Raw genomic sequence first — 25,277 nt, 5'->3', positions numbered from 1 at the left:
TTTTTCTTTATCAGGACATTGTTGAGCATGGCAACTGACATCGAGAAGCTGGTTGTCCAGCTTTCGGCTGATTTCAAGTCGTTTGAGAGAAGTTTGGCTCGCGCCAATGATGTTTCTAACCGGCAGTTCAATGCAATCGAACGCCGAGCGCGCCAGATGAATAAGAATCTGGACAGCGTTTTTTCCAAATCGTTCAGCGGATTGACCGCGCCATTGGCAGGTGTAGGAGCTGCTCTTGGCGTCGATCAACTGCGCAAGATGACAGACACGTGGACGGACCTAACGTCACGTGTGAATCTTGCAACTGGATCGATTGAGAAAGGCACGGAGGTAATGGGGCGCCTGGGCGATATGGCCCGCGTCACATATTCCGATCTGAGCCAAACAACTGAAAGCTATCTTTCCAACGCGACGGCCCTGAAAGAGCTTGGATATAGCACCGACCAGACACTGGATTACACCGAAGCGTTGAATAATGCGCTCGTCGTGTCCGGTGCCAAGGGCGACCGCGCTGCTCGTGTTATCGATGCTCTGGCAAAGGCCATGGCGCTCGGCAAGTTGTCTGGAGATAACCTCAATACTGTCATCGCTTCAGGTGGACGTGTTGCCGAGGCTCTCGCGGCAGGCCTCAATACAACGGTCGGCGGTCTACGCAAACTTGGTGCGCAGGGCAAGATCACTGGAAATGACGTTGTTAAGGCGCTTTCAAGCCAAATGGAAACGCTGCGCAAGGAAGCGGAATCCATGCCGGCGACGATCGGTGACGGGTTCACGCTGCTGAACAATGCACTGCTGCAATATGTCGGCAATGCTGATAGCGCCACTGGCGTGTCGCGCAAGATTTCTGACGCGCTCGTCGTGATTGCCGACAACTTCGACAAGGTTGCTGACAACGGGCTAAGGCTGGCGGCAGTGCTGGCAGGCGCAATACTCGGTCGATCCGTTGCTGGCATGATTGCCAATCTTGGTCTTGGGATCGCGGCGCTAAATAACTTCCGCAAGGCGCTCGCTGCCGCCCAAACAATGGGCGGGCTAGCGACTGCGCTTGGTGGAGTTAGCGCTGCCGCTGGGCCAGTTGGCTTGATTATTGGTGGGGCTGTTGTCTCGTCATTGATCCTTTACAACAATACGATCGGAGCATCGAGCGAGGGCGCGGATCTATTCGCTGCTCGCCTGAAGAAAGTGGAAGAAGCTGCCAGGTCATCCGGTGACGCTGTCGAGGAGGCTGGGCGACAGAATGATTCCTATCGCCAGAACTCCCTGACTAAGGAGGTTGAAGCCTCCAAAAACGAAATGCAGGCTGCGACAGAAGCTGCGGTAAATATGCTCGCCGCGTTTGCACAAGTGTCATCAATGAGCTTGGTTACTCCTGAGCAGTATCAGGAGCTTGCTAGACTGCGTGATGGCGTTAAAGAAGGCACTGTGTCCGCAGAAGAGGCAAAGCAGTCTCTTTTCGACATGGCTAATGCAGACTATAACTTTCAGGAAGTTGCCGATGCTATCGGGCCAATTCTAGATAGGCTGGCACTTGTCGCAAAAGCCGCTCGCGAAGCTGCTGGGGAGCTTTCCGCTGTTACTGCTGGCGACGGCTCTTCTTCATTCAGCCGCGGTGGGCGCACTCGCGCTCGTCAAGAACTGCTGGAAGAGCGCCGGGTAACGCAGGAATATGTCGATTATGCCAAAAAGCGCGCTACTCTCAGCAAGGCGCAGTACGATCTAGAGACAAAAATTGCTCAGGTCAAAGCGCAGGCCGAGAAGGATGGACGCAAGCTCACTGATGCGCAGATTAAGGAAATAGCCGCCGCACAGGTTGCCGGCGATAATTCGCGTACGGCTGAAGGCAAAAAGCCTAAGCGAGAACGCGCTCCCAAAAAGACGGAAGATGACTATTTCTTCCAGATCACCCAGCAAGTCAAAGACCGCACCTCCGCTTTGGCGGAAGAAGCCAAGATTACCGGCCTGACCTATGTAGAGCAGGAAAAGCGCCGTACCGCCTTGGAACTTGAGCAGGATGTTCTCTCCCGGCTTCGGGAAGAGGCGCGTAAGAAAGGTGACAAGGACTGGGAGAGCATTAAGCTCTCGTCTGATCAAGTTGCCAAAATCGATGCAGTTTCCGAAGCGTATGCCCGTCAGGCCGACGAACTGCGCAAAGTGCAGGAAGCGCAAGGCAATGCCGAACAGGCGGCGAGCGAATTCTACGACACGGTCAAATCTGGCACAGTCGGCGCCATTATGAATGCGAATAGCCTTCAAGATGCATTAAAGGGCATTCTCAACAAACTTGCTGAAATGATGCTCAACAGCGCTTTCGATAAATTCTTCGGCGGCAATGCAGCAACATCATCAGGCGGTTGGCTTACTGGTTTAATGAAGAGCATCGGCTTCGCTGATGGCGGATACACCGGTAACGGTGACAAATACCAACCGGCAGGCGTCGTGCACAAAGGCGAGTACGTCTTTGACAAGGATGCAGTCAAAAAAGCTGGTGGCCCCGCTGCTCTCGACGCAATGCGCCGAGGCCTGAAAGGGTATGCCAACGGCGGTTATGTCGGCAATGCCATTCCTCGCGCGCCACGTATGCCGACGCTTAAGGCTGCTTCCTCTGGTTCGTCGGGCGCTTCCTTCACCTTCGCTCCTCAGATTGACGCTCGCGGTGCTGACAGCGCAGCGGTGGCACGGCTTGAACAGGTTGTGGCCCAGCAGCAGGCGCAATTCAGTGGCCGGGTTGTCGAAACGATGAGAAACGCAAAGAAAACCCGCAACTGGAGGGGTGGCTAAGTGGCGATCACGTATCCATACGACATCCTTTCCGATTTTCCGGGTTGGTCAACTGACTTTGATCTGGTTTACCGGCAGGAAACGAGCCGAACGGATATCGGTCAGACCTTTGTCAAGGACTTCGGTTCGCCTCTCTGGACGGCTTCATACCAATCCCGATCAATGCGCCCGAATGAATTGGACGCTTGGCGGGCGCGGTTGAAGGCTCTGGAAGGAGGGCTGCAACAGTTCCGGGGCAGGCCGACAAGCCGCTGCTATCCCGTAGCCTATCCGAACGGTACGGGCATGGGGAGCGTATCGGCGGTTACGGTCGGGTCTATCGCTACTGATCGAAAGACGGTTGGCTTGTCGGGTCTGCCTGTTGGGTATGTCGCCAGCATTGGCGATTGCATCCAGATCGGCGGGAACAACCTTCACCAGATTGTCAGTGTGTCAGGTGCTTCGGTTGAGGTTAGGCCGCACCTCTGGCCGGTCTCGGCGGTCGGTGACGCTGTGGCACTGGTAAAGCCATCCTGCCTGATGACGATTGTGCCGGGTTCGATCAACACCACGGCGGAATTGTCCACCGGGCGAGGGGTGATCACTTTTCAGGGTTTTGAGAGCCGATAAGCGTGTTCCGGTCTACTGATGCTTTCAGTTCGGTAACGAGAGCCGCCTGCGCTTGGTCGGGGAGTTTGATGTGTCGTTTCTGACGCTCAATCAATGCAAGCCGCTCTTCTTCTGAAACTCTGATCGCAAACTTGCTCATTCCATTCTCCTTGTTGACGTAGACACTAACATGATTGGCGGATTTCCACCATGCACAACAAGAACGGTCAGAATTCCGTCAGCGGCGGTATCTATCTGAAGCTTGATGTTGACGGCGAAAAGAGACATGCGACACGTCTGATGGTCAGAAAAGACGTTATTCTGGCGATAGATGATGGAGATGAATACCTTACTATAGAGTTTGACGCGGTTGTTACCAATGGCGGTCGTCGATGAGAAACCTTTCACCGGAAAACTACGCGGCTCTGCAAGCCCGCCAGCTGGTGGCGAGGGACTTTCTCTGGCTTGTAGCGCGTAACCGAGCGACCGGCGCAAACTTCTCCTATGGCTTCTGGTCAGACGTGGGCGATGTACAAGCGATGATCCTCAACCCGAATACTGGCCTTTCGGAGCCGCGCAACTTCGAAGGCTCCGGTACACTGATATCGATCAGCGACATTCCAGGTGTCGCTAATCTGACTGTTCAGACGATTTCGCTTGTGATGAACCAGATAGATGCGGCGGTGGAAAACATTGTTCGCGGGTATGATCTGAAGCAAGGACAAGTTGAGGTTTACCGTGGCTTGTTCTCGCCACTCACCCGGCAACTGGTAGCGCCTGCGGTCAACCGCTTCATCGGCTTTGTTGATGAGATCGAGATCAAGACACCGAAGGAAGGCGAGGAGGGCAGTGTAACGCTCACCTGTGCCAGCCACAGCCACGAGTTTACGCGGTACAATCCGAGCACCCGTTCACATGAAGACCAAAAGAAGCGCGACCCAGACGATGATTTCTTCGTAGATGCTTCGACCATTGGCGAACGAGAACACTTCTGGGGCCAGAAGACGGGCAAGGTAACGACAGCGGCGGCACAGCGCATTGGTGCCAATGTCAGGGCAGCTAACCAATGATCCGGCGGGCTGTCGCTTCAGATCGGCTGACTATCCTGTCGATGGTGAAGCGGTTCCATGCTGAAAGCGGCGTCGGTCTGGCATTCAGTGCGGCCTTGGCTAGTCAGACGATTGACCGGGTTCTGGCAGATGAAAACTCACTCGCTCTTGTTCTGGAAATGGACGGCGGACTGCGAGGCATCTTTGCAGCGACCATTCATCAGCATTTCTTCAGCCTAGAGCTTTGCGCGCAAGAACTCGTCTGGTGGGTTGAACCCGCCTTCCGGGGCCGTGGTGCGGTGAAGATGCTGGCCGAATATGAAGCGTGGGCACGGTCCAAGGGCTGTCAGGCGATCAACATGGTCGGTCTGGGCGGCGATCCCGTAACAACCCGACTTTACGAGCGTCATGGCTTCACGGCGCAGGAACGACACTTTTTGAAACGGCTCTAGCCGCTCTCCGAGGACATCAATGGCTGTTTTTACTGGCTTGTCCACAATCGTGGGCGGGCTGCTTTCGTCTACCTTTTTGTCAGGTGCACTTGGTGGCGCGCTGTTGCGCATCGCTGTTGGCGTCGGCCTTTCACTGGCCGCCCGTGCTTTGTCTGGCGAGAAGACACCGGAAGCAGGCGGCGTAAAGGGCAAGTTGCAGGCGGGCGGTGATGTCTCGCGTTCTGTCGTGTTTGGGCGAACCTGCACGGCTGGGTCACTGGTCTACGCAAATACCTGGGGCAAGTCCGGCAAGACACCGAACGCCTATTTCACTCAGGTAATCGCGCTTGCCGACCATCCTATTCGCGAACTGACCGGATTGTGGGTGAACGGTGAACCCGTAACCATCGACACGAGCGATACGTCTTATGGAGATTGGGGCTTTCCGGTTACCGAATACAAGACTGGCGGCGACGACAATCACCTCTGGATCAAATGGTACGACGGCACACAGACCGTAGCTGATCCGTTCCTCGTCAACACGGTTTCGAACTCTAGATATCCATACAGCAACAAACGTATCGGCAAAGGCGTGGCGTATGCCATCGTCACGGCCCAGATCGATGAAGAACTGTTTACCGGCTTCCCGCAGTTCAAATTCGAGATACAGGGCCGCAAGCTCTATGATATCTCGAAAGACAGCACGGCAGGCGGTTCCGGTCCGCAGCGCTGGAGCACCCCGTCAACATGGGGCGGTGATGGCGACGATCTGCTGGCCGTTCAGGTCTATAACGTCCTTCGCGGGATCATTGAGCAAGGAACGTGGCTGTACGGCCTACAGACGGTCACCAGTGCGCGTTTGCCTGCTGCTGACTGGATTGCGCAAGTCAATAAGTGTCGCTTGCAGGTGCAAGGCCCTGACGGCTTAGAGCCGCAATTCGTAACCGGCGGTGAAATCACCGTTGATACGACGATTGGCGATGCCACCGATAAGCTTCTGACTGGCGGCAATGCGCGCCTGATCGAAAGCGCGGGCGTCTACAAAATCCGTGTCGGTGAACCTGACGCGCCAGTGGCGTTCTTCACCGATGACGAAATTCTTTCGACCGAGGAGCAGACGTTTACGCCGTTCTTCGGGCTGTCTGAGACGGTCAATGGGATCACGGCGACCTATCCAGAGCCGAATGAAGGCTGGAATACCAAGGCAGCGCCGCCGCTTTACAACGCCACATATGAAGTCGAGGACGGCAATAGACGCCTGCTGACCGATGTACCGATGGATTATGTCTATCGGTCTGGCCAGGTGCAGCGCCTGATGAAAGCGGCCTTGAATGAGGCCCGCCGTGCCCGTCGTCACACGTTCGTCCTGCCGCCGTCATATTGGACGCTGGAACCGGGCGATGTGATTTCGTGGACTTCTGCCCGTAACGGATACGTCAACAAGCTCATGCGCGTTGATGGCGTCACGGACAAAGCCAATCTTGACGTTGTTGTCGATCTGACTGAGGTCGATCCATCCGATTACGACTGGGACCCGGATACCGATTACACGCCGCCGGTCTTCGCGCCGATTGGCACGATCCGCCCGACGCCACAGCCCATTGTCGATTTCGCAGCAGTTGCAGCGGTAGCGGTGGACAGCAACGGCAATAACCGCCGTTGCGCTATTCTTCTGTCGTGGGATGGTGATCAGCCTGATGTCGATCAGGTCATGTTTGAAGTCCGCACGGCGTTCGACCTTGGTGTGATCTATGTCGGCAGAACGGAACGGGTCGATGTCGGGTCGATGCTTATCGCTCCCGGTACGCTGTTGCCGAACACCGGCTATCAGATCAGGGCGCGGTACAATACCTATTCCGGCAATAGACCGTTTGAATGGTCAGACGGGATACCCGTTACCACGCTGGATATCCGGCTTGGCCCGCTCGACATCTATCCAATCGATATCGACCAGCTGAACCAAGACATTCAGCGGAATTGGGAATGGATCGGTGAGAGCTTCCGATATGTTCAGGAAGAACTTGACCGTATCGGCGCACAGGCCAGTGAACAGGATAGCGCGAACCTTTTCGCAATTAAGACCCTCCGTGAAGAGGCGTCCGTTACTGCAGAAGGGCTGACAGCTTCTTATACGCGGGCTATTGAAGTCGCTATCGGCCCCGGTTCGGCAATCGTCAGCCGGATTGAGAGCCTCGAAGCTGTCGTCAATGACCCGGTAACGGGCTTGGAAGCGACTGCCAGCGCCGTCGATCTGTTGCAGGTGAAAGTCACCACGTTGGACGGTGTTGTGACCGCCACGGCTAACGCTGTGACCGGACTGACGGCAACCGTTGGCAACTTCTCGGCGTCTGGCCTGTTCAGAACTACAGTCGAAGCAACGCCGTCTGGCGCGCTGGCCCGTATCGGTCTGAGTGTCGCAGCTACCGGTAACGGATCGACATCGCAGGCTGCCATTTTCCTTGATGCTCTAACGGGCGGTCAAAGCCGGATCGTGATGAATGCTGACCAGCTCATCCTGACGAACGGCACAAACAGCAAAGCGCCGTTCACCTTCATCGGCGGTGAAGCAACCATGATGGTCGGTCGAGTTGAGGAACTCTACTCCGGCATCATTCGATCGTTTGCGGGCAACGTGGTTTTCAACCTCGACGCTGCAACGCTGATCTTTAGCGATAATACGTGAGGAAACATGGCTGTTCGCATTTATGAAACTGGTAATCCGCCTCGGCTTATAACCAGTAAGCCGGGGCAGAATGCGTCTCCCTCACTTCGTGATGATCTGAAGACCTTCGATAGCAACTGGTTCAATGGCTGCGGCGTGAAATTCAAATATTTTGGATCATACCCGGCGGGATTTGTATTCACATATCCCTATGAACTGAGTTTCATTCCGAAATTCTTTGTTCAGTTCTACAGGGTTTGGAACGGGAACACGCAATATTTCTTCTACAATCATCCGAACAACCCAGGCTATTCAGTAAACCCACCGAACAATGCAATGCTTTACCAGTCATCGAACGGTTTGCCTGTTGCTTATAAAGACAGAATTGCCGTGAACAATCAGTTTGCGTCGGTTGCAGATCAACGCATTTCCATCATGGTGTTTGAAGCATGAGCAAGCGCAGTTTCACCGGCCTAGCTGGAGGACGGATGCTCAAGCGCATGACGGCACCTGGATATGACGCGGATAATCTTGCCCATCCGGCCACCTTCTCGTCAGACAACGACTATCTGAAACTTCATGCAGCCATCGATATTCCACTGACGAGATATCAGAACAGCGGCTTGCGGTACTATATCGGGGAGGCAGCATTTCCAGACTTGGGCTATATCCCAATGGTTTTTCCGTCGGTTACACCCAGCAGCCTTGGGCGCGTGTTCTTCCCGAACGATAACAATCCCGCGACCACAGAGATGAATAACTTCTTTCAGATCGCGCTTTGGACAAACCACATCTGGATATCGGTCAGCAATGGCACAGCGGCATCTTATGACTATCTGTTCCGCGCCCTGATCTTCAAGAACCGACTGGAGGAAAGCTTCTGATGCCCAAGCGCATTAAATATGCTCCCGAAGGTGTCTACATCTCCCGCCCCGGCTACGATGTTGAAACGGCCAGCCTCGACAAGATGTCGATGTATCCTGGCATGGGCGTGATGGCTCAGGTTCTTGATGGCTCTGTAACATTGGCCGCCGGTGGGGCGCAGGACTTCACCATTTCCAACCCAGCCGGGAAAATGCCCTACGTGATCCTGAACAGTACCGGCGGCGAACACCCTGATCGGGACACTTTCTGCGCGGAAGTGAACCCGCCATATAACTACGTTCGCATCCGAAACATTGCAGGCCCAACCCGCACGATCCGCTTTGCAGCGTTGATCGATAACACCTGACATTCAAGGACAATCAGACATGACCGAAACGACGGTGAATGAACCGGCGAAGCCTTCGCACGTGCAAATCGATCCGATGGCGGCGGCAAGCGAGGCGATGGCGCTGAATGAGTATCTCAAAAACCGAAACCTGCTTCTGGCTAACGAGCTAGTCGGTATGCGCGCACAGATGGCCATTCTAGAAGCCCAGAACGAAGCTTTCCGCACCGAGCTTGAGCAGCGCAACAAAGACCTTGAAGCGGCCTATGAAATGGCAAGCAGTTTGAAGGACCCCGAATAATGGCCATTCGTCCTGATTATGACATCGGCACGGTGACACTGACCTCTGGCAGCAGTGACTTCACAACGACCGGGTCTGCGCTCCAGACAGCAGCCGTGCAGGCCGGTGACGCCATTATCGCACCGTCAGGTCATATCCTGATTATCGCATCCATTACCGGCCAGAACTCAGGTACACTGTTTCTGCCTTGCCCTCCCGACGCCGCCGGTACAGGTCTCGCACTCCGTATCCGCTTCCAGCCGGACGGTAGCCGGTATCAGGGTGCAGTTCGCAATCTGATCGACCTGTTGTCGAGCGGGAACATTGAAGCCTTCGCCGCCCTTGTCGGCGCGGCTGGAATGGTGCCTATCTTCACTGGCGTCGGTACGATGGATTTGGCTGACCCGGCTACGTTCGGCATCCAAGACCCGAACGGCAGTCTTGGCAAGCTGGCGGCGCTAACGCTCGCTGCGAACAAAATTCTCAATACCGACGGTTCCGGCAATCTAACCCAGTCTGATATCACGGCGGCTGCTCTTGCTCTTCTGGCTCTTGCTGGCTCTGCGGATAAATTTCCCTACTTCACGGGAACAAATACGGCGGCTCTCGCTGACCTTACTTCGCAAGCCCGTACAATGCTTGCGAGCACAACACCTGCTGTCACTTCACTGGGATATACCCCGATCAACCGCGCTGGCGATACAGGGATAACGGGCAATCTGAAGACGACAGGAAAAGTATATGTCGGCGCTGCCATACCGACCAGTACACCTGAGACTGGTTCCCCGGCAATTCAGGCGCAAGGTGTAGCTGGATCGCATTCCGCTGCTTTGCTCTATTACAACGACGCCAACATGTACGTGTTGGGTTGCTACAAGGGTGGGTACGGCCTTTCAGGCGGCATTCGTGGCGATGGAGCAAATGGGGTGCAATTCCTCACATCGTCCGATTACCGATTGAAATACGATGTCGAGCCGTTGGTGACTTTCAGCATTGGCGAGGAAGATTTCGAAGATATCGGCCCAGCGTTGCTCCGCGTCATGGCCTTCCGCCCAGTGCGTCACAAATGGATAGGCGGTGACGGCGAGTTTGTGCATGGCTTCTTAGCTCATGAGCTTCAACAAGCTGCACCACATGCGGTTTCGGGAGTAAAAGACGAGACCGCTATCGTTGGTGTTGCCAAAGACGAAGACGGCAATATCGTCGCTGAAAACATCAAGGAAACGCAATGCCCTGAAGGCGCGACATGGACCGAGACAGGTATCACAGACGTGTATCAGAAGGTCGATTATTCGCGCGTCACAGCCGACCTCACGGCAGCAATTCAGGAATTGACGACTATTGTGCTCGACCAAAAGCGTCGGCTCGATGAACTTTCTTCCTGAATGAGTTGGCAGGATTAACCCCAAAAAATCCGAACTACCGCTCCGCCCACTGAGGCGGCTTTTTCATCTCCCTCAGCGAGGAAGTCGCCATAGCAAAAAGCACGCAACGGCTAGCGCGGCAATGACGCCGCCCAATACAATCATATGATCTGAGATTGTGAGATTTAAGATCGTCATTCGCGATTCTTCTCTACCCAGACCATGAAGCCGATCAGAGCAAGCAGCGCTACCATTATCGTTCCGATAAACCACCAACTCATTCGCTCTCCTCCTCACAAGATAACTCTCATTGCGGGAGAAGGTTCAGTTGGCACGTATAAATTGAACAAAGCCCCGGCCAGTCCGGGCGGCCGTTCTCGGCAAAAAAAGGGAGACGCCAGCGATGCTCGGCAACGTCTCCAAGTTCTGCACTTCAATCAACTGAAAAGCAGAAATTCAGTTTGTATGACCTGTGAAACCAGTCAAGCCAGCCTAGGTCACGATTCTGTGAGCCTTCCGGCTCCATGCCGATAATTAGGCTCGAGGCACCACTATCAATCCGAAGTTTGGATGCTCATGAAACTCGTTTCCGATTGGAAACGGATGCTTTGTCGTCACCTCGCCCCCTCACAAGGAAATCTACAATGAACAAAACAACGTTCTTCGCGTATGCGAGGCGCGCGCCTTTTGGCGGACGCTTGAGCCAAGCGCAGGTCGACGGCACGTCGGCTATTCTGGCGGAAGCTGAGCGCAGAGGCCTGCCAGACGAGCAGACGGCTTACGTGCTCGCAACGGCATTCCACGAGACTGGCGGCAAGATGCAGCCGATCGAGGAAAACCTTACCTACACCAGTGCTGCTCGCATCAGGCAGGTCTGGCCGTCGCGGTTCGCTTCTGTTGCCGCCGCCCAGCCTTTTGTGCGCAATCCGCGGGCCTTGGCCAACAAGGTCTATGGCGGAAGGATGGGGAACACCCGCCCGAACGACGGCTGGCTATATCGTGGTCGCGCCTTGGTGCAGATCACCGGCAAGGACAATTACAAGAAGTATGGCCTTGGCGATAACCCCGACGCCGCACTGGAGATGGCGACGGCGATCCGCATCCTGTTTGATGGGATGATCAACGGTAAGTTCACGGGCAAGCGACTGGCCGACTACTTTGGCGCGGGTAACGCTAACCCAGAAGGTGCCCGTGCCATCGTCAACGGCAGCGACAAGGCCAGCCTGATTGCGGGTTACTACCGCAACTTCCTCGACAGCCTTGTGGCGGCCCGCGAAATGAAACCCGCCGCTGCCGAAGATGCCAAGCCTGACGATGTGCCGCTGCTCGAAAGCCCTGCGGTGAAGCTGATGCTGACCGGTGGAGCGGGCACTATGGCGACTAGCCTCATAGGCGCTGTGGCTAACCCGTGGGCGTTTGCGACGGTCGCGCTCCTGCTAGTTGCAGCAGGCGCGGGGTTCTGGCTCTGGAAGAGCGGCCGGCTGGAACTGAAGAGGGCGGTGGCGTGATCGTCAGAGTAGCGATCGAATATGACACGGAAGCCGAAACGGCCGTCGTACAGATCGGCAACGAAGCGCAGGAATGGCACCGTGCGCGGCTTACCAACAGCGCCATGACCGAAACGCGGGACGGCTACTTGCTGCCTATCTCAGGGCCGCGGCAAGCGCTGATTTTAACGGGGGTTCCGACATGACGTGGATAGCCGCCCTGTGGGCGACGACAAAAAGCCAGATCACTAGCTGGGCCGTGGCTATCGCTGCGGCCCTCGCGATTCTGACGGGCGCTTACCTCAAGGGAAGGGCGGATAACGCGACAAGCGCCACCGCCGACCGACTGAAAGCCGCCAACAAAGCAAGGAAAATCGAAGATGAAACGAGCAAGCTTGGCGGCGGTGATGTTGACGCTGCTCTGTCTCGGTGGATGCGTGACAGCCGGTAGCTACTGCGACGTTGCCCGGCCTGTACGCCCGAGCGTCGAGGACAGCCTGACCGACGGCACGAAGCGCCAGATACTCGCGGAGAACACAAAACTGGAAAAGCTATGCGGGGTACGGTCTTGAGCGCTCGGTATGCCTACGCAAAGGTATGGCTGGCCCGCCTATGGCTCGGTGTGGCAGCAAGGGGGATTATCGGATGACCGGCGCTGAAATCATGGCCGTTGTCGGCTTTATCGTAATGCTGATGGGCTTTCTGTTTGGCCTCTGGAAATACGTTGAAAGCCAGATCGCGAAAGCCGAAACGCGCAACGCTGCGAAAGCGGACGCTGCAACGGCTCTTGCCAGCCTGACGCGGCAGGAGCTTTCCGACTACAAGCTGCGCGCGGCTGAGACGTTCGCCACGAAGGCAGGCATGCAGGAGCAGACGTCCCAGATCATGCGGGCCATCGAAAGTGTGGCGCATCGCATCGACGGGCTCACCGAGCGGATTGATAATCTCATGCAGCCAAAATCGGTGAGAAGTAGAACTTAATTCCGGAAAGGTTGGAACCAAAGATACAGCATACGCATTATATGTTCGGAAATACCAAGTAAGAATGGAGAATATAATATGCGTCGTATTTTGCTAGCTGCTGTTGCAACTGCCGCACTCGTTTCTTTTGCAAATGCGCAGAACGCTACCGCAACACAAGAAGAGGCGTTTGTTACTGCAAAGCCTACCGACGTTATTACTAGTAATATCTTGAATCTCGATGTTACGAATTCTAACGATGAGAGCATCGGCAAGATCCAGGATGTGGTGATGGGCGACGGTGACGTCGAAGGCTATATCGTATCGGTTGGCGGCTTCTTGGGCGTCGGCGAAAAGTATGTGGTCGTTGACCCGGATGCCATCGAGATTGTCTATTCTGAGAATGATAAGAAATGGTCGGCAAAAATGAACGCCACCAAGGAACAACTCGAAAAGGCCACCGAGTTTAAGTACGAGGGCCGATGGGCAAAGTAACCAGGTTTTGAGGGAGCGGCTTTCGGGCCGCTCTTTTCGTTTTTGGGAAGCTGGATGAGGCGGGTGCGTTGGTTATGGCGGTAATCAGCCGCGATCCAATCTAAGCTGGCTGCACTTGCGTATACTTCAAGGCAGCATTTTTGATGCGATCAGCATGCTCATAGATTTGATCGAGGCTTTCTATGATAATGCGGTCTTCAACATCCCCGTCGAATATACCAATATACTTCGTTGAACGATTGAAGTGCAGGCGCACAAGCGGCTTGCGGTTGTTGTCGTCAAGCAGCACTGCACAGTAGGTCTTTGCATCTCGTATAAATACGCGTTTTGCCGCGACGACTTCACGACAGATGGCCTTTACGACCATGAAGCCTTCAATTTCTTCTTCTGTCGTAACAATCTCTGGATCATCTGTGGGCTGTTCGATTTGTTCAATCACCTCCTCCGTTCCCGCTAGGGCATTGGAGAGACGGTTCTTCACTGCGTCCATAATAACGTCACGGAAAGCCGATTTTGTAACTGCGGTGAGCATTTCTTTTACAGGTGCAGTAAGGCGCCCGTCATATACATCAGCAGCGACGATCCGTACGAAATCTTCCGTTGGTTCTTCAATCAGGTTGTTGATAGCTTTTTTGATGCCTGACGCGTATTTTAACCGCTCAGCTGTGGCAAGAATACTGTCGACGTTAAAGCTCGCCTTTTCAAATTTCTTGAGCTCGACAGCAATTGCCGGATTGAAGTCCGCAATATCGAAAACAAAAAACGGACGCGTATCTAATTTATTTGGGGCATCCAGATCAGTGTAGAAGTTGAAAGTTCTTCCATTGGTCAGGATAGCAAATTTTGCATTTGTTACGCTGAAGTAGCGGTACAGCTGATCTAGGTGCTTTTTTTCCAGAGTGAAGGTAATCGGCTTGCACTCAATCAAAATCCGAATTTCTTCATCAATCTTAATTGCATAGTCAACCTTTTCACCTTTTTTGCCCACGGCATCAGCGGTGAATTCAGGTATGACCTCATTGGGATCAAAAACATCGTATCCAAGTGCACGAAGAAATGGCAGGACGACGGCAGTTTTGACAGCCTCTTCAGTTGCCATCGTGCTTGAATGCGTCTTCACGCGGTCAGCGATGATCTTAAGGCTTTCTTCGAAAGAACTCATGCCCCATCCCCCAATGCGGTTAGCCCAAGTTAACTAGAAGCTGTCAGAGGCGAGTCGAAACGTCAACTACCAATAGTTGTCGAACCGGTTTTTAATTTTCCCTTCCATTAACACCACATTTATCGAGACATTCCATCCTTCCTTTTGCGCCGCTCACCACGGCTACCAACCAAACACGAGGAGACTGTATGTCCAATGACAGACAGGGCGCAGCTGCGCGCCTTTCACACGAAGAACTCCTGCGGCGCGCGGAGGCTTACCGCGAGCACGGCACGCTGGTTAAGGCTGCTGCGGTGCTCGGCATAAAGAAGTCGGCATTCCACGAGAGCATCAAGCGGGCGGCGGAGATTGGGCTGTTGGGCCCGTCGCCGACGTTGCCCGGCTATGCGATCAAAAGCCTTACCGAGACGCCGAACGGCACATACATGCGCCAGACGAAAGAGGCTGGCCCGGTTTATGAGCCAACTGCTGGCCTTGCTGTCAAAGGCAAGACGACGCTCGTTAATGCCGAAGGTCGGGTGATCACGCAGCACATTATGGAGCGGGCCGACGATAAGGCGCGCGCCGAAGCGCTGTCGGCCATGATCGAGGCACTCAAGGAAGACTTGCCGCGCGTCAGCATTATGCCCGCTCCGAAAGGATGCCGCGATGATCTGCTGAACCAGTTCACGATCACCGACAACCATTTCGGCATGATGTCATGGCGTGAAGAGACAGGTAGCGACTATGATCTGCGCATCGCCGAGCAATTGCTGCTTGATTGGTTCTCTGCTGCTGTAGCGCAGGCACCAGACGCACACACGGCTATTCTGGCGCAACTTGGCGACCTCATGCATCACGATGCATTGGAAAGCGTCACGCCAGCGCATAAGCACGTTCTTGACGCTGACAGTCGACTGCAAAAAGTCATCCGGGTGGTAATCCGCACAGTTCGACGCATCATCGACATGCTTTTGCAGAAGCATGAGCGCGTTCATGTCGTGATGGCTTCAGGCAATCATGATCCGGCGTCATCTGCATGGCTTCGCGAAATGCTGGCAGTCATGTACGAAAACGAGCCGCGTATTACGGTCGATAATTCGCCATCTCTTTATTATGCCTTCGAATGGGGCCGCACGATGCTGGCCTATCATCATGGGCACAAACGCGGCGTAGCGAATATCGAGGCGACGATTGCTGGCATGTTCCGCAAAATGTTCGGGCGGTCGCTCCAAGCCTATGTGCACATCGGGCACAGACACAGCGACGACGCCCGCAAAGGCACGCTGATGTATGTCGAGCAGCACGAAACGCTTGCCGCTCCTGACGCATATGCAGCCGGCGGCGGATGGCTATCCGGGCGGTCGGCAAAGCGGATCACTTACAGCAAAGAGTTTGGCGAAGTAGGTCGCGACATTCTCCGCCCCGAAATGGTCCAAGGGGCCGCGCGTATGCCGGTGGCCGCGAATGATAATGTGGTGAGCGAGAGGAGGGTGGCTTGATTATCCTTGTTTCCGCCCTCACGGTTATCGGTGGGCTAGTTGTTCTGGTATTCTTCGTCGGGTTCGTGAAGGAGTTCTATCGCGCCATTCGCAACAGTCATCGCGTTGCAACAGTGGCTGTCCGTACGTCGCAACGGCGGAGACGGCCTAGCTGGCGTGAGTGGTGGTTTGCGTTCAAGAACGACATTTTCAGCGGATACACTGAGCTCCAAATCGGGTGGATCGGCATACCACACGATCATTCAGCGCCTTTGCGCAATCGCCTTCCACGATACTAACCAGCCACCGCGCCGCCCACCAAGCGGCGCTTTCACCACAGACACGAGGAGAGAACATGCTTGAAGAAGAAGAAGACCGCGCCGCGCGAGCGGCTGTTGAAGGGAGCCAGATGAGGGCTGGCGGCGGGGTTATAAGTTGCCTGCCAAAACCTTATAACGACAACGAGCCGGTAACTAGAGTGACGATAAGGGCTGGGGAGCTTTACATATGCGACTTTCCCGTGCTGCGGCCGGTGCCGGTTGCTGGGCAACTGGCACGCAAGCCTCTCGTCATCATCGAAAGTCCCTACGGCGGTGACGTCGTGCGCAACGCCGAATATGCCCGCGCCTGCCTTCTGGACAGTTTGCGTCGGGGCGAGGCACCGATTGCGAGCCACTTGCTGCATACGCAAGTGCTGGATGATATGCGGCCTGATGAGCGAGAACTCGGCATTGAGGCTGGCCTCGCATGGTATCGCGTGGCAGAGAAATGCGTTGTTTACGGTGACCGTGGCATTAGCGGTGGTATGATCGCGGGCATCGAGCGGGCCAAGTGGTTTGGTGTGCTTGTCGAGTTCCGCAATATTGAAGCAAGCGTCGCAGCTTGAGAGCGCCGCAGGAGAAAACCCATGAGTAACCTTGAAACAGCAATTGCGGTAGCGGCAGCGGCGCATATGGACCAGAAGAGCGACAACGGCGATCCGTACATTCTGCATCCACTGCGCGTTATGATGGCTCAGGAGACACGCGAAACGCAGATCCTCGCTGTTATGCATGACATGATCGAGCACACGAACACGTCGCTTAACGATATCTATTCGTTTGGCTTTGACGACGACATCGTTCTTGCATTGAATGCGATCACCCGACGCGATGATGAAGACTATCTCGTCTACGTCAAACGGGCCTGCTCTAACCCTATCGCGCGACCGGTGAAGATCGCAGACCTGCGCGACAATCTACGTGCCTATGGCGACGATGAGGAGCACCGAGCACGCTACACCGCCGCTCTCGAAATGATCGGGGAGGCGCCATGATCCCCTTCAAAGTTGGTGATCGGGTGGTCTGTATCGATGCCAAGGTCGGCTTCGAACAGTTCATCGAGATCAAAGAGGGCGAAGTTTATACCGTAAGCTGGACCGGCCCGTTCGAACACTACACGCAGGGCAGCTACATTGGAGTGCGCCTAAAAGGCGTCGATCGGGGCATCTGCCCGCAGTTCGGTTATGAGAACCCGCCATTCGCAGCGCGCCGGTTTCGTCCGCTTGTTCGCGATAAGCTGTCGTCGGTCCGGGGACTACTTGCTGGCGGGCCTGTAACTGAAGAGTTTGAAGAGCCGAAGCGGAAGGTGAGGGAGGAGGTATGAGTTTCGTCCTCGACAGGGCAGCGCCTATTTATGCCGACCTCAATTGTGCGCCCGTCACCTCCGACGGCGGCAGCACGAGCTATTACGAGCTACCTCCACATGCGACCGAACTGAACGACCTGATCGAGCACAAAGGCATGTCCTTCGCGCTCGGCAACATCTTTAAGGCTTGCTATCGGTTCGGCGAGAAAGACGCGGCCAGCCGAATGTATGATCTGAATAAAATCATCTATTTTGCGGAGAGGCTGAAGGCGTTGGAGACGAGAACGAAAACTTAGCCAGTAGCGCGCGTCCTTTTGGAACTATCTACGAAAAGACCGCCTTCGGGATGAGCCTCCGCATGACCGCCTCAGTATATTAGAAAGCTTTGTCCAATCCTCTGAGGGGGAGGACATCTGGTTGTGCGCGTCTTCAATCTCGCGCTGCGTAGCAACAGAACTTTTCAATATGCTAAGATTAGTGGCCGGTAAGGCAAGGCCGATATTCTTTACATGGTTATCCATTTTAATCTCTCTTTCGCGTACGCTCCTCTGCCGAGCAATTATATTAAAAAAGGTCGGGCGATTGCCCGACCCTAAAGTCAACTTCTTTCGACAGTGCCAGTACATCCGTGGTCAAAGGAAAGAAGTAACTTCATTCAAGCCGCCTGCAAATTACAGGCTGACATTTTCCCTGATTTACGATCCTGTTCCAGATCATAAGTGAGCTTCTGGCCTTCGGTCAGCGAGTACATACCTGCGCGTTCAACCGCAGAGATATGAACAAACGCATCGCCGCCGCCATTTTCGGGCTGAATAAATCCAAAGCCTTTAGCTGCATTAAACCATTTAACTGTGCCGGTGTTCATTTGAACCCCTTTCATAGCAATATTGATATCCGCGTTTAATTAAACGCAGAGAAGAAACGATTTTTTAAAGGGAGTTTTCGTTCGGCGCACGGTGCTAATCGCGCATAGAGCAAATCTCAACAAGAAAATCTCGATGTCTAACTTCTATCAACTTAAATAAATTTTGTCAAACTATTAATATTTCATGATCGACTTCATAGGGGCAAGACTTAAATCTATAAATATTTTCGTTGTTTTTATAGAGAAATAACGATTTATTTGAGAGGCCCGGTGTGGGCTCCCTCAAATGATAATTGTTAAGCCGTGCCGTAAGAGGATGAGCCATCAGTGTGAGGGCCCGCATTCGATTGAATGTCGCCCATCACCCCAGCCATAAAACTATTCAGAATCAATACTGACTCATTGTAATGAGGCCCCGGCAGTGGCTTCATCCTGGATGTGAGATAGCCGGCTTTCATAATCATCTGTTTCAGTATGCGATGGTTTGAGTGAAAATCGATAGTATGGTTATTGGAAGACATAGCGTCCTCCTTTCAAATTGCGGGCAAGGGCAGTTCAACCCGCGTCAGCGGAGCCCGTATTCAATCAAATGGCTGACAACCTATGGTGGACGGACAGCACTTGGATAGCAAGCGAACAATTAAGGTCACTTAAGGGCAAGCCGCACTTTGTACCAAGGGCCATATAATTGATTCATCTGCGGAAGTTCAATTCTTATCAAAAAGAACCCCGCAAGGAAAACTGCACGGGGTCAAGCGACTGTGTCCCCTCCAAAAGGACAATCAAAATTTACCCTTCTGGTCAAAAAAGTAAACCCCGATCTCCGAGGGGGAGACCGGGGTTTGCCTGCTGAGGGGCAAAGCATTCAGTGATTTACCAGAACAGCATGCGCAATCAGAATATCAGTTGCTGAATAGATGAAAAGCCCCGAAATAAATAATGCTTTGCCGGGGGCTGCAAGCTGCTAGTGGGGCGTCGCCACACTAGCAAGCCTTGTTTAAGGTCAGCTATTCGCATCGAATTTAAAAGTCGAGTGACTTCCGTCGAGGTACGCCTCAATTCTGCTCGTTATCAATAACGACGGTTATCTGATCTCTGACAAGAGCCCTGGCAATTATTCCGACGGCCACCGCTGCTTCCATGCCGCTCCACCCAGCTTTTTCAGCTCGTTCGATCAAATCGATAACGCCGTCAACTACGGCATCTTGGCAGTCAGCGTCGCGACCTTGATATTGTCCAATCTCGCGAGGACGAATAATCCGCTTAGGCATGTGGCATCCTAGATTTTATTCTGACTTACCTCTCCTTGCGAATTTTTGCCATCGTTGACAAAAAAGTAAACCCCGGCAAGGAGGACGCCATGCCGGGGTCACGCAGGTTGGGTTTTCATCGGTCTGAAAAGCCTGCGCAAGTTATAATTTATGCGAACTAGATTAGTGGTCAAGCACAACCGATCAGTCGAAAAGCCTAGCCAATTCGGCCGAGCGCGTTGCCGTTATTTCTGGATCGTGGTTGCTTTCCTCGAAGATTCTCATCACGAGTCGGGCTAGTCGGTCCTTGTCCTCATGGGTGGAGGGGCATCGTTCAAGGAGATCGCAGCATTGGGTATATGCTTGCTGTAAAAGCTCCAGTTCGGTCGGGTTATATGTTCCCTGATAGTCTGCGGATCTGAACGGCATCGGTGGCTCCTTCTATGCAACCACAGCGCTCAGTTTCGGCAAATTTCAAGTGGTATTTTGCGTTCGAAAATCGGGTGCTTTAATTGTCGCATGGGCGCGGAATAGAAACCCCGGCTCCGAGGGGGACGCCGGGGCTACATACCAGTAGGGGTGTTAACAAAGTCAACCTGGTATGCAACGTCAGAAAGCCACTGATCGCGGTCCTGTGGCGCCCTAGATGCGTTCGCAAGTACCCGTGAAAAAATGGGGAACGTTTTATCGCTCTCTTCGTTTTCACCCTGCGAAGAAATTCCCATCATTCAAAGGATGAAGAGATGAGCAGCACCACGGACAAAATTAAGGGAAAAGCCAATCAGGCCGGCGGAGCCATCAAGGAAGAAGCTGGCAAGCTTACAGGCAACCGAAAGGTTGAAGCAGAAGGTGCAGCCCAGAAGCTGAAGGGCAAGGCTCAGGAAGCCAAAGGCAAGGCAAAAGACGCCGTAAAGTCGGTGGTCGATAAAGCCTAAGTGATTTGCCGCTAATATCTCCCTATCCTCTTGGGTGGGGAGATTTTTATTGAGCTCATTAAAAGCCCCGGCTCGCGGGGGCAAGACCGGGGCTTCACCAGCTGTTTGCGGGGGCTGATGCAAGGTAATAATCAGCCGAAAAGTCTCAGCAGTCAATAAAATATTGCGATGATTCATGATTTAAGTATTTGATAATATTATGAAATACTAATGATGTGACCTCCTCCATTTTTCGGCGGCTTCAGCAAGTGCTCTGCTGTCATCTTCTGTTGCCTCGTTCTGAAGAATGCGGTTCATGGCGAGTTCGATAATGGCGTTCGCGGCTTCTACCTCTCCCCATCCCGCTTGCTGAGCTTTGTCGACAAGTTCCCAAACATGATCTTCCAACTGAAACTGGCAATCCAGATCACGGTCTTCGTATTCACGACTATGTCTCGGACCCTTCACCATCCACCTCCTGCATCGTGTCGTCGCCTTGATATCGGCTGTTGTTGACCTGGGGCGACACGCGCCACGCTTGCAATATGTCGTCGTTTGCTGGCTTGAGTAGGTCTTCACGTGGCTCAGAAAGCCATAGATGCCAGTGCTTCTCCTCCAGAATGACCGGCATGCGGGTGTGGATTTTCGCCATAAAGTCGTTAGCGGCACAGGTGATAATCGTGCAGCTTTTCACTTCTTCGCCTGTAGCCTTGTCGTGCCATCTCTCATGCAGGCCAGCGAAGGTGAGGGGCTTGCCGTCCTTGGCGGATATGAACCAAGGCTGACGTGCCTCTTTCGGACCCGACCATTCGAAGAAGCCCGTTGCAGGGATTAGACAGCGCGAACTTTTGAAGGCCGAGCGAAACATCGGCTTACTGCCGATCTCCTCGGATCGGGCGTTGAACGTGGCAGGAACGCTCTTCAAGTCTTTCGACCACCAGCTCGGCACCAGCCACCACCGCATTTCAGAATAGTCGAGGTTTTCGCCGTTCCGCGTAATGACGCCCACCTGTGTGGTCGGCGCGATGTTGTAGCGAGGCTGGATATTCCGAGGCGTTACCGTCGTCAGATTGTACATCGCGTGGATTTCAGCCCACGTATAGGTCTGGGTAAATCGTCCGCACATGCGCTCCTCCTCGTTTGCAAAAAGGTAGGGCGCTTATGAACTGCGTCCATACGTCGATGGAACATCACTGCGATAAGACAGTTACCTTAGACGATTGAACATGCCGAGGAGCCGGTCGAATGAAATGGATAGCTGCAGCAGTTGGCCTCGTGATCGTGTCCAGCGCGTCATTTGCACAAGGATCTGGAGCGCCATCGCAATCTGGTGGGCAGGAACCTGAAGTGCCGGGTAACCCTCCAGCAGCACCGGGCCAGCCACCATCCGATCCAGACAGCACCCAAGTCCCGTCGTCGCAAAAGCAAGATCAGATACAGAAGCCGGAGATAGACGCATGTTCTCCTGGGCAGGAAGCAAAAACCTGCGTTGAAAAGCAGCGTGGCACCAAGTAGCTCTTATTTGCGCCGTCCAGCCAAGGCTTCTTCGCCTTCCTGTTTATGCTCGCGGCAGAACCAGCGTTGGACAGTAGCGGTCTTGTAGCCGAACGAACCCCACGCTTTGCAGCCCTTCGCATCGCAGAAGTGCTCAAACAGCTTGTTGCCTTTGGCGCTGGGAGTTCGGTCGGTCTTGTATCCAGTCATTCTCTATCTCGGTGGTTTTGTTACTCCGAACTGAGCATCGCCCTTGGCCGTGCAGGCCCGGCAACGCATTCGTCGGTGAAGATCAACAAAGTATGTATGTGTTCCGAACTTCCTCAGAATGATCCGTTTGTCGACCGATCCGATATGACCACAGCGGCAGCAATAGCCGTACAGTTCGTACCAGCCGAACAGATCCATTATCCGTGCTGAAGCAGGCATTTCCTTCAGGAAGGTCGGTCTTATTCTCATTTCTCAAAATACGTCTCCCACGGCTTGGAAGACTTGTCGTGCGGATTATGTGCCTTGCCGCCGTAAAGCCGGATGAATTCTTGCTGGCCTTCCTCGGTCTGGAACATGGCCGTGCTGAAATCTTTCTTATCGTGATACACACCGGCCCACAGGTGATAACCGCCCAATTTCTCCCGGTCGTTCAACATCTGAACGAGGTTTGTTCGGTGCCAATCTGTGAGGTAAAGCACGACTTGAAACGGATATTCTTTGTTGATGAGCGTCTTAGGCGGCTCACCGCGTGACCTGCCGCTCATTTTACGAACACCGTCGGTTTCCAGCCGCGTGCAAAACCCATCGACATAGCCAGACTGGCGTATTCGATTTCCTTCACAAGAAAATCGCGGTCTTTCAGCAAGGTCTCTATTGCAGCTCGCACGTCACCGTCATGGAAGGCGAGTACCAGATCAATTTCGTCCTGATATCCTTCTTTTTGCGCAAGCGCGTTCATTTGCCGTGCTCCTCATAAGCAGACATCTTCATTTCCAAACCTGTCTGAAATTTTATCAACGGTGCCTGCCCGCGATAGGGCAGGCGTATTCATTATCGCACGACGATTTTTTCCCACTTGTCGGCAGATGCAGCGCCGCCGAATGGCTTCCCGCCGTGCCGTCGCATAAAGGCGCCCATGAGCCTTTCTGTCGGGAAGCTGAATACGCAGAAGTCCACGCCTGACTTCCGCGCCATACGATGAGGTAAGCGAGCGCCAAGGCGGTCGGCATCGCGATGCACTTCGCGCCGGGCGCATTTCAGAGCGTAGGCTTCAGGAAGGGCGACTTGGTACGTTTTCATCACGCAGCCCTCTTAAAAAGGTCGGCGCGTTGTCCATGTGTTACGGCAAGGCGAGCGAGTTCAACTTCACGCGCCAGAAAGTCGCGGTCTTTCAGAAGCGCCTCAATGGCCGCATGCACATCGCCGCCGTGGTAGGCGAGAACCTCCTGAATTTCATCTTCGTAATTTTGCACAAGAGCGTTCATGGCTTCCTCCTGCTAATTTATATGTTCCTATTTTGTTCTCATATAGAATGAAAGTCAACAGGCCATGATTCTGTTCCGTCGACTTGTCGGCTCGTGTGCCATTGTATATTATGTGCCAAAATTATCAGGAGTTCATTTTGGCCAAAATTAAGAAGCGATCCTGGGAGAATGCCAGCGGGCAGCATGAGGCTTGGCAACTCGATTTTACGGATCGTCTTGGCAAGCGGCACCGTGAACAATTCACAAAGAAGCGCGAAGCGGAGGCAAGGCTGGCGGAACTCATCGCCATGACAGGTTCAGCCACTTACAAGGAAGAGGCGAAGAAAACTACAGTCGCGGATGTTTGCGACGATTTCTATAAAGCCATGGAGCTTCGCCACAAGCGCGGCGAGAAGGTCGTTCAGTCCTACCTTCGGACGACGAAACAGCATTTCGATAATTGGATCAACCCCACCGACGAAAGCAGCATTGGCTTCGAAAACGGCATTGGCGAGAAAACGCTGGCAGAGCTAACGACAGCCGATGTCATCAAGTTTCGTGATGACATGCGCAACGCGGAGGCGGGAATCGTCACAACGCGACGCGTCCTTGGCACGTTAAGCCGCACCCTAAAGCATGGTATTGAAACGAACAAGGTCGGTGTAAACGTTGCGAAGGGTGTCCGCGTTATTGGAAAGCGGGACGAAGGATCGGAGCGAGTAACGCCGCCATCCAAAATGGCTTTAGCGGCAATTCTCAATCTTGCTCAGACGCCTATCGACCTGCGTATCCGCTTTGCCGCTGCCACCGGCCTGCGTGCTTCCGAACAGTGGGCGCTGCGATGGGCGCATATAGATCTGGAAAACGGTCACGTTAGTGTCGAGACGCGCGTTGATGCCTATGGCGAGTTTGACACGACAAAGTCGGGGGCGGGCCGCCGAACCGTTCCAATCGGAAAGGCGATGATTGATCAGCTGAAGACGTGGAAAGCGTCGTCCAAGCATAATGGATTTGACGACTTCGTGTTTACCGACAGCAGGGGCGGATTCATCAGGCATACGAACTTTATGAAGCGGGATTGGAAGCCCCTTATAGCCGAAACAAACGCCCCGGATATCGGATGGCACGCCTTGAGGCATTATGCGATTTCGACGTGGATCGAAGCCGGACTTTCCCCCAAGGCCGTGCAGACATTGGCGGGGCATGCCAGCTACGCAATAACCATGAATCGATACGGTCATCTGTTCCCATCCGACGATCATAAGGCAGCATTTGACAGGATTGCCGAAACGCTAGCCTCATGATAGATTGGCACATAAATGACACATGATGCCAATAACATATTGAAAATAAACATGTTATTCACTGACTTTTAATCAGTAGGTCCAGGGTTCGAATCCCTGCGCGCTCACCACTTTTCCAAGATTTACTTGATTGTCTCGCCAGTCTTCGGATCAATTTTGATTTCGACTTTCGCGCCGTTTTTCATGAGATACTCTATCTCATAATAGCCGCGGTCATTCCAATCGACTTCATCGACATATGCAAAATCCGCCGACTGCTCGATCTTAGAAATGATGTCAGAGAGCTTCTGTCCTTCAGGGGCTGCAGCTAATGCCAGACTACAAGTCGTCGCAAAGTAAGCCTCCGGTTGAGGCCGCAGGTCAGGCCGCTTGAGCGTTGACTGTCGGAGGCGTCCAATTCCAAGGAAGCAGTTGCTCCAGCTTGGTCATCGGCGTGTCCGCGAT

General features: G+C 53.8%; 36 protein-coding genes. 23 read left to right on the top strand and 13 right to left on the bottom strand.

Features of this window, described 5'->3' with window-relative positions:
• Nucleotides 1–27: 27 nt before the first annotated feature.
• Together QBD01_RS11515 and QBD01_RS11510 are read left to right on the top strand one after the other, a co-directional pair.
• Nucleotides 28–2,778, top strand: coding sequence for a tape measure protein (locus QBD01_RS11515; protein ID WP_280992915.1), 2,751 nt, complete (start codon nt 28–30; stop codon nt 2,776–2,778).
• Complete coding sequence (locus QBD01_RS11510) at nt 2,779–3,387, top strand: hypothetical protein (protein ID WP_280992914.1); 609 nt, start codon at nt 2,779–2,781, stop codon at nt 3,385–3,387.
• Here the strand turns inward: QBD01_RS11510 and QBD01_RS11505 are convergent.
• Nucleotides 3,359–3,526, bottom strand: a complete 168-nt coding sequence (locus tag QBD01_RS11505) for a hypothetical protein (protein ID WP_280992913.1) — start codon at nt 3,524–3,526, stop codon at nt 3,359–3,361. The two genes, QBD01_RS11510 and QBD01_RS11505, sit on opposite strands and share 29 nt — an antisense overlap.
• Nucleotides 3,527–3,576: 50 nt before the next feature.
• On the opposite strand from QBD01_RS11505, the gene QBD01_RS11500 reads away from it, so the two are divergent.
• The 14 genes from QBD01_RS11500 (at nt 3,577) to QBD01_RS11435 (ending at nt 13,304) form a co-directional block, all read left to right on the top strand.
• Nucleotides 3,577–3,762: a hypothetical protein gene (locus QBD01_RS11500; protein WP_280992912.1), complete on the top strand. Its 186-nt coding sequence runs from the start codon at nt 3,577–3,579 to the stop codon at nt 3,760–3,762.
• Complete coding sequence (locus QBD01_RS11495) at nt 3,759–4,436, top strand: hypothetical protein (protein ID WP_280992911.1); 678 nt, start codon at nt 3,759–3,761, stop codon at nt 4,434–4,436. Before QBD01_RS11500 ends, QBD01_RS11495 begins: the two co-directional genes overlap by 4 nt.
• Nucleotides 4,433–4,867: a GNAT family N-acetyltransferase gene (locus tag QBD01_RS11490; protein WP_280992910.1), complete on the top strand. Its 435-nt coding sequence runs from the start codon at nt 4,433–4,435 to the stop codon at nt 4,865–4,867. Before QBD01_RS11495 ends, QBD01_RS11490 begins: the two co-directional genes overlap by 4 nt.
• A gap of 19 nt (nt 4,868–4,886) precedes the next feature.
• The gene (locus QBD01_RS11485) at nt 4,887–7,529 is read left to right on the top strand and encodes a phage tail protein (RefSeq protein ID WP_280992909.1); all 2,643 of its coding nucleotides are present in this window, start codon (nt 4,887–4,889) and stop codon (nt 7,527–7,529) included.
• A gap of 6 nt (nt 7,530–7,535) precedes the next feature.
• On the top strand, nt 7,536–7,961 hold the full coding sequence (locus tag QBD01_RS11480) for a hypothetical protein (RefSeq protein ID WP_280992908.1): 426 nt from the start codon (nt 7,536–7,538) through the stop codon (nt 7,959–7,961).
• Complete coding sequence (locus QBD01_RS11475) at nt 7,958–8,392, top strand: hypothetical protein (protein ID WP_280992907.1); 435 nt, start codon at nt 7,958–7,960, stop codon at nt 8,390–8,392. The genes QBD01_RS11480 and QBD01_RS11475 overlap by 4 nt, the downstream gene beginning before the upstream one ends.
• Nucleotides 8,392–8,739: a hypothetical protein gene (locus tag QBD01_RS11470; RefSeq protein WP_280992906.1), complete on the top strand. Its 348-nt coding sequence runs from the start codon at nt 8,392–8,394 to the stop codon at nt 8,737–8,739. Before QBD01_RS11475 ends, QBD01_RS11470 begins: the two co-directional genes overlap by 1 nt.
• Before the next feature lie 19 nt (nt 8,740–8,758).
• Entirely contained in the window at nt 8,759–9,019 is a 261-nt protein-coding gene (locus QBD01_RS11465; RefSeq protein ID WP_280992905.1) for a hypothetical protein, read from the top strand.
• A complete protein-coding gene (locus tag QBD01_RS11460; protein WP_280992904.1) occupies nt 9,019–10,383 on the top strand; it encodes a tail fiber domain-containing protein in 1,365 nt (454 codons plus the stop codon). The genes QBD01_RS11465 and QBD01_RS11460 overlap by 1 nt, the downstream gene beginning before the upstream one ends.
• A 677-nt stretch (nt 10,384–11,060) precedes the next feature.
• Nucleotides 11,061–11,870 (top strand): chitinase, encoded by an 810-nt coding sequence (locus tag QBD01_RS11455; RefSeq protein ID WP_280992903.1) that lies wholly within the window; start codon nt 11,061–11,063, stop codon nt 11,868–11,870.
• Nucleotides 11,867–12,055, top strand: a complete 189-nt coding sequence (locus QBD01_RS11450) for a hypothetical protein (RefSeq protein ID WP_182520007.1) — start codon at nt 11,867–11,869, stop codon at nt 12,053–12,055. The genes QBD01_RS11455 and QBD01_RS11450 overlap by 4 nt, the downstream gene beginning before the upstream one ends.
• Nucleotides 12,052–12,300, top strand: coding sequence for a hypothetical protein (locus QBD01_RS11445; protein ID WP_280992902.1), 249 nt, complete (start codon nt 12,052–12,054; stop codon nt 12,298–12,300). The genes QBD01_RS11450 and QBD01_RS11445 overlap by 4 nt, the downstream gene beginning before the upstream one ends.
• Before the next feature lie 194 nt (nt 12,301–12,494).
• Nucleotides 12,495–12,830: a hypothetical protein gene (locus tag QBD01_RS11440; RefSeq protein WP_078339719.1), complete on the top strand. Its 336-nt coding sequence runs from the start codon at nt 12,495–12,497 to the stop codon at nt 12,828–12,830.
• 78 nt (nt 12,831–12,908) lie between these two features.
• Nucleotides 12,909–13,304, top strand: a complete 396-nt coding sequence (locus QBD01_RS11435; RefSeq protein WP_280992901.1) for a PRC-barrel domain-containing protein — start codon at nt 12,909–12,911, stop codon at nt 13,302–13,304.
• A gap of 100 nt (nt 13,305–13,404) precedes the next feature.
• Here the strand turns inward: QBD01_RS11435 and QBD01_RS11430 are convergent, their stop codons facing one another.
• Entirely contained in the window at nt 13,405–14,466 is a 1,062-nt protein-coding gene (locus QBD01_RS11430; RefSeq protein WP_280992900.1) for a type I restriction endonuclease, read from the bottom strand.
• A gap of 188 nt (nt 14,467–14,654) precedes the next feature.
• Here QBD01_RS11430 and QBD01_RS11425 point away from each other — a divergent pair, with 188 nt between their 5' ends.
• The 5 genes from QBD01_RS11425 (at nt 14,655) to QBD01_RS11405 (ending at nt 17,848) form a co-directional block, all read left to right on the top strand.
• Complete coding sequence (locus tag QBD01_RS11425; RefSeq protein WP_280992899.1) at nt 14,655–15,947, top strand: oxidoreductase; 1,293 nt, start codon at nt 14,655–14,657, stop codon at nt 15,945–15,947.
• A 334-nt stretch (nt 15,948–16,281) separates the two neighbouring features.
• A complete protein-coding gene (locus tag QBD01_RS11420; RefSeq protein ID WP_280992898.1) occupies nt 16,282–16,812 on the top strand; it encodes a hypothetical protein in 531 nt (176 codons plus the stop codon).
• A 21-nt stretch (nt 16,813–16,833) separates the two neighbouring features.
• The gene (locus QBD01_RS11415; protein WP_280992897.1) at nt 16,834–17,241 is read left to right on the top strand and encodes a GTP pyrophosphokinase; all 408 of its coding nucleotides are present in this window, start codon (nt 16,834–16,836) and stop codon (nt 17,239–17,241) included.
• Nucleotides 17,238–17,570, top strand: coding sequence for a hypothetical protein (locus tag QBD01_RS11410; protein ID WP_280992896.1), 333 nt, complete (start codon nt 17,238–17,240; stop codon nt 17,568–17,570). The genes QBD01_RS11415 and QBD01_RS11410 overlap by 4 nt, the downstream gene beginning before the upstream one ends.
• The gene (locus tag QBD01_RS11405) at nt 17,567–17,848 is read left to right on the top strand and encodes a hypothetical protein (protein ID WP_280992895.1); all 282 of its coding nucleotides are present in this window, start codon (nt 17,567–17,569) and stop codon (nt 17,846–17,848) included. Before QBD01_RS11410 ends, QBD01_RS11405 begins: the two co-directional genes overlap by 4 nt.
• A gap of 359 nt (nt 17,849–18,207) precedes the next feature.
• On the opposite strand, the gene QBD01_RS11400 is transcribed toward QBD01_RS11405, so the two are convergent.
• A complete protein-coding gene (locus tag QBD01_RS11400) occupies nt 18,208–18,417 on the bottom strand; it encodes a cold-shock protein (protein ID WP_113533941.1) in 210 nt (69 codons plus the stop codon).
• Between the two features lie 1,055 nt (nt 18,418–19,472).
• The gene (locus QBD01_RS11395) at nt 19,473–19,688 is read right to left on the bottom strand and encodes a hypothetical protein (protein ID WP_280992894.1); all 216 of its coding nucleotides are present in this window, start codon (nt 19,686–19,688) and stop codon (nt 19,473–19,475) included.
• 722 nt (nt 19,689–20,410) lie between these two features.
• On the opposite strand from QBD01_RS11395, the gene QBD01_RS11390 reads away from it, so the two are divergent.
• On the top strand, nt 20,411–20,602 hold the full coding sequence (locus QBD01_RS11390) for a CsbD family protein (protein WP_113533395.1): 192 nt from the start codon (nt 20,411–20,413) through the stop codon (nt 20,600–20,602).
• Nucleotides 20,603–20,809: 207 nt separating this feature from the next.
• Here QBD01_RS11390 and QBD01_RS11385 read toward each other — a convergent pair whose 3' ends face one another.
• From QBD01_RS11385 to QBD01_RS11350, 8 genes are all read right to left on the bottom strand, one after another.
• Nucleotides 20,810–21,052 carry a hypothetical protein gene (locus tag QBD01_RS11385; protein WP_280992893.1) on the bottom strand — a complete coding sequence of 81 codons (243 nt, stop codon included), beginning with the start codon at nt 21,050–21,052 and terminating at the stop codon, nt 20,810–20,812.
• Nucleotides 21,030–21,707, bottom strand: a complete 678-nt coding sequence (locus QBD01_RS11380) for an SOS response-associated peptidase (RefSeq protein WP_280992892.1) — start codon at nt 21,705–21,707, stop codon at nt 21,030–21,032. Before QBD01_RS11380 ends, QBD01_RS11385 begins: the two co-directional genes overlap by 23 nt.
• Before the next feature lie 81 nt (nt 21,708–21,788).
• Complete coding sequence (locus QBD01_RS11375; protein WP_280992891.1) at nt 21,789–22,040, bottom strand: hypothetical protein; 252 nt, start codon at nt 22,038–22,040, stop codon at nt 21,789–21,791.
• 59 nt (nt 22,041–22,099) lie between these two features.
• Entirely contained in the window at nt 22,100–22,285 is a 186-nt protein-coding gene (locus QBD01_RS11370; protein ID WP_138787443.1) for a hypothetical protein, read from the bottom strand.
• Nucleotides 22,286–22,530: 245 nt separating this feature from the next.
• The gene (locus QBD01_RS11365) at nt 22,531–22,830 is read right to left on the bottom strand and encodes a hypothetical protein (RefSeq protein ID WP_280992890.1); all 300 of its coding nucleotides are present in this window, start codon (nt 22,828–22,830) and stop codon (nt 22,531–22,533) included.
• Nucleotides 22,827–23,024, bottom strand: coding sequence for a hypothetical protein (locus tag QBD01_RS11360; protein ID WP_121538175.1), 198 nt, complete (start codon nt 23,022–23,024; stop codon nt 22,827–22,829). Before QBD01_RS11360 ends, QBD01_RS11365 begins: the two co-directional genes overlap by 4 nt.
• 92 nt (nt 23,025–23,116) lie before the next feature.
• The gene (locus QBD01_RS11355) at nt 23,117–23,365 is read right to left on the bottom strand and encodes a hypothetical protein (protein WP_280992889.1); all 249 of its coding nucleotides are present in this window, start codon (nt 23,363–23,365) and stop codon (nt 23,117–23,119) included.
• A complete protein-coding gene (locus tag QBD01_RS11350; protein WP_280992888.1) occupies nt 23,365–23,550 on the bottom strand; it encodes a CUE domain-containing protein in 186 nt (61 codons plus the stop codon). The genes QBD01_RS11355 and QBD01_RS11350 overlap by 1 nt, the downstream gene beginning before the upstream one ends.
• 137 nt (nt 23,551–23,687) lie before the next feature.
• Here QBD01_RS11350 and QBD01_RS11345 point away from each other — a divergent pair, with 137 nt between their 5' ends.
• A complete protein-coding gene (locus tag QBD01_RS11345; RefSeq protein WP_280992887.1) occupies nt 23,688–24,833 on the top strand; it encodes a site-specific integrase in 1,146 nt (381 codons plus the stop codon).
• Between the two features lie 122 nt (nt 24,834–24,955).
• Here the strand turns inward: QBD01_RS11345 and QBD01_RS11340 are convergent, their stop codons facing one another.
• Nucleotides 24,956–25,150, bottom strand: a complete 195-nt coding sequence (locus QBD01_RS11340) for a PepSY domain-containing protein (RefSeq protein WP_280993285.1) — start codon at nt 25,148–25,150, stop codon at nt 24,956–24,958.
• Nucleotides 25,151–25,277: the final 127 nt, after the last annotated feature.

Source organism: Ochrobactrum sp. 19YEA23, assembly GCF_029909865.1.
Classification (GTDB): Bacteria; Pseudomonadota; Alphaproteobacteria; order Rhizobiales; family Rhizobiaceae; genus Brucella; species Brucella gambitense.
The sequence above is the reverse complement of the archived record's forward strand: the minus strand, read 5'-3'. Positions and strand labels throughout refer to the sequence as shown.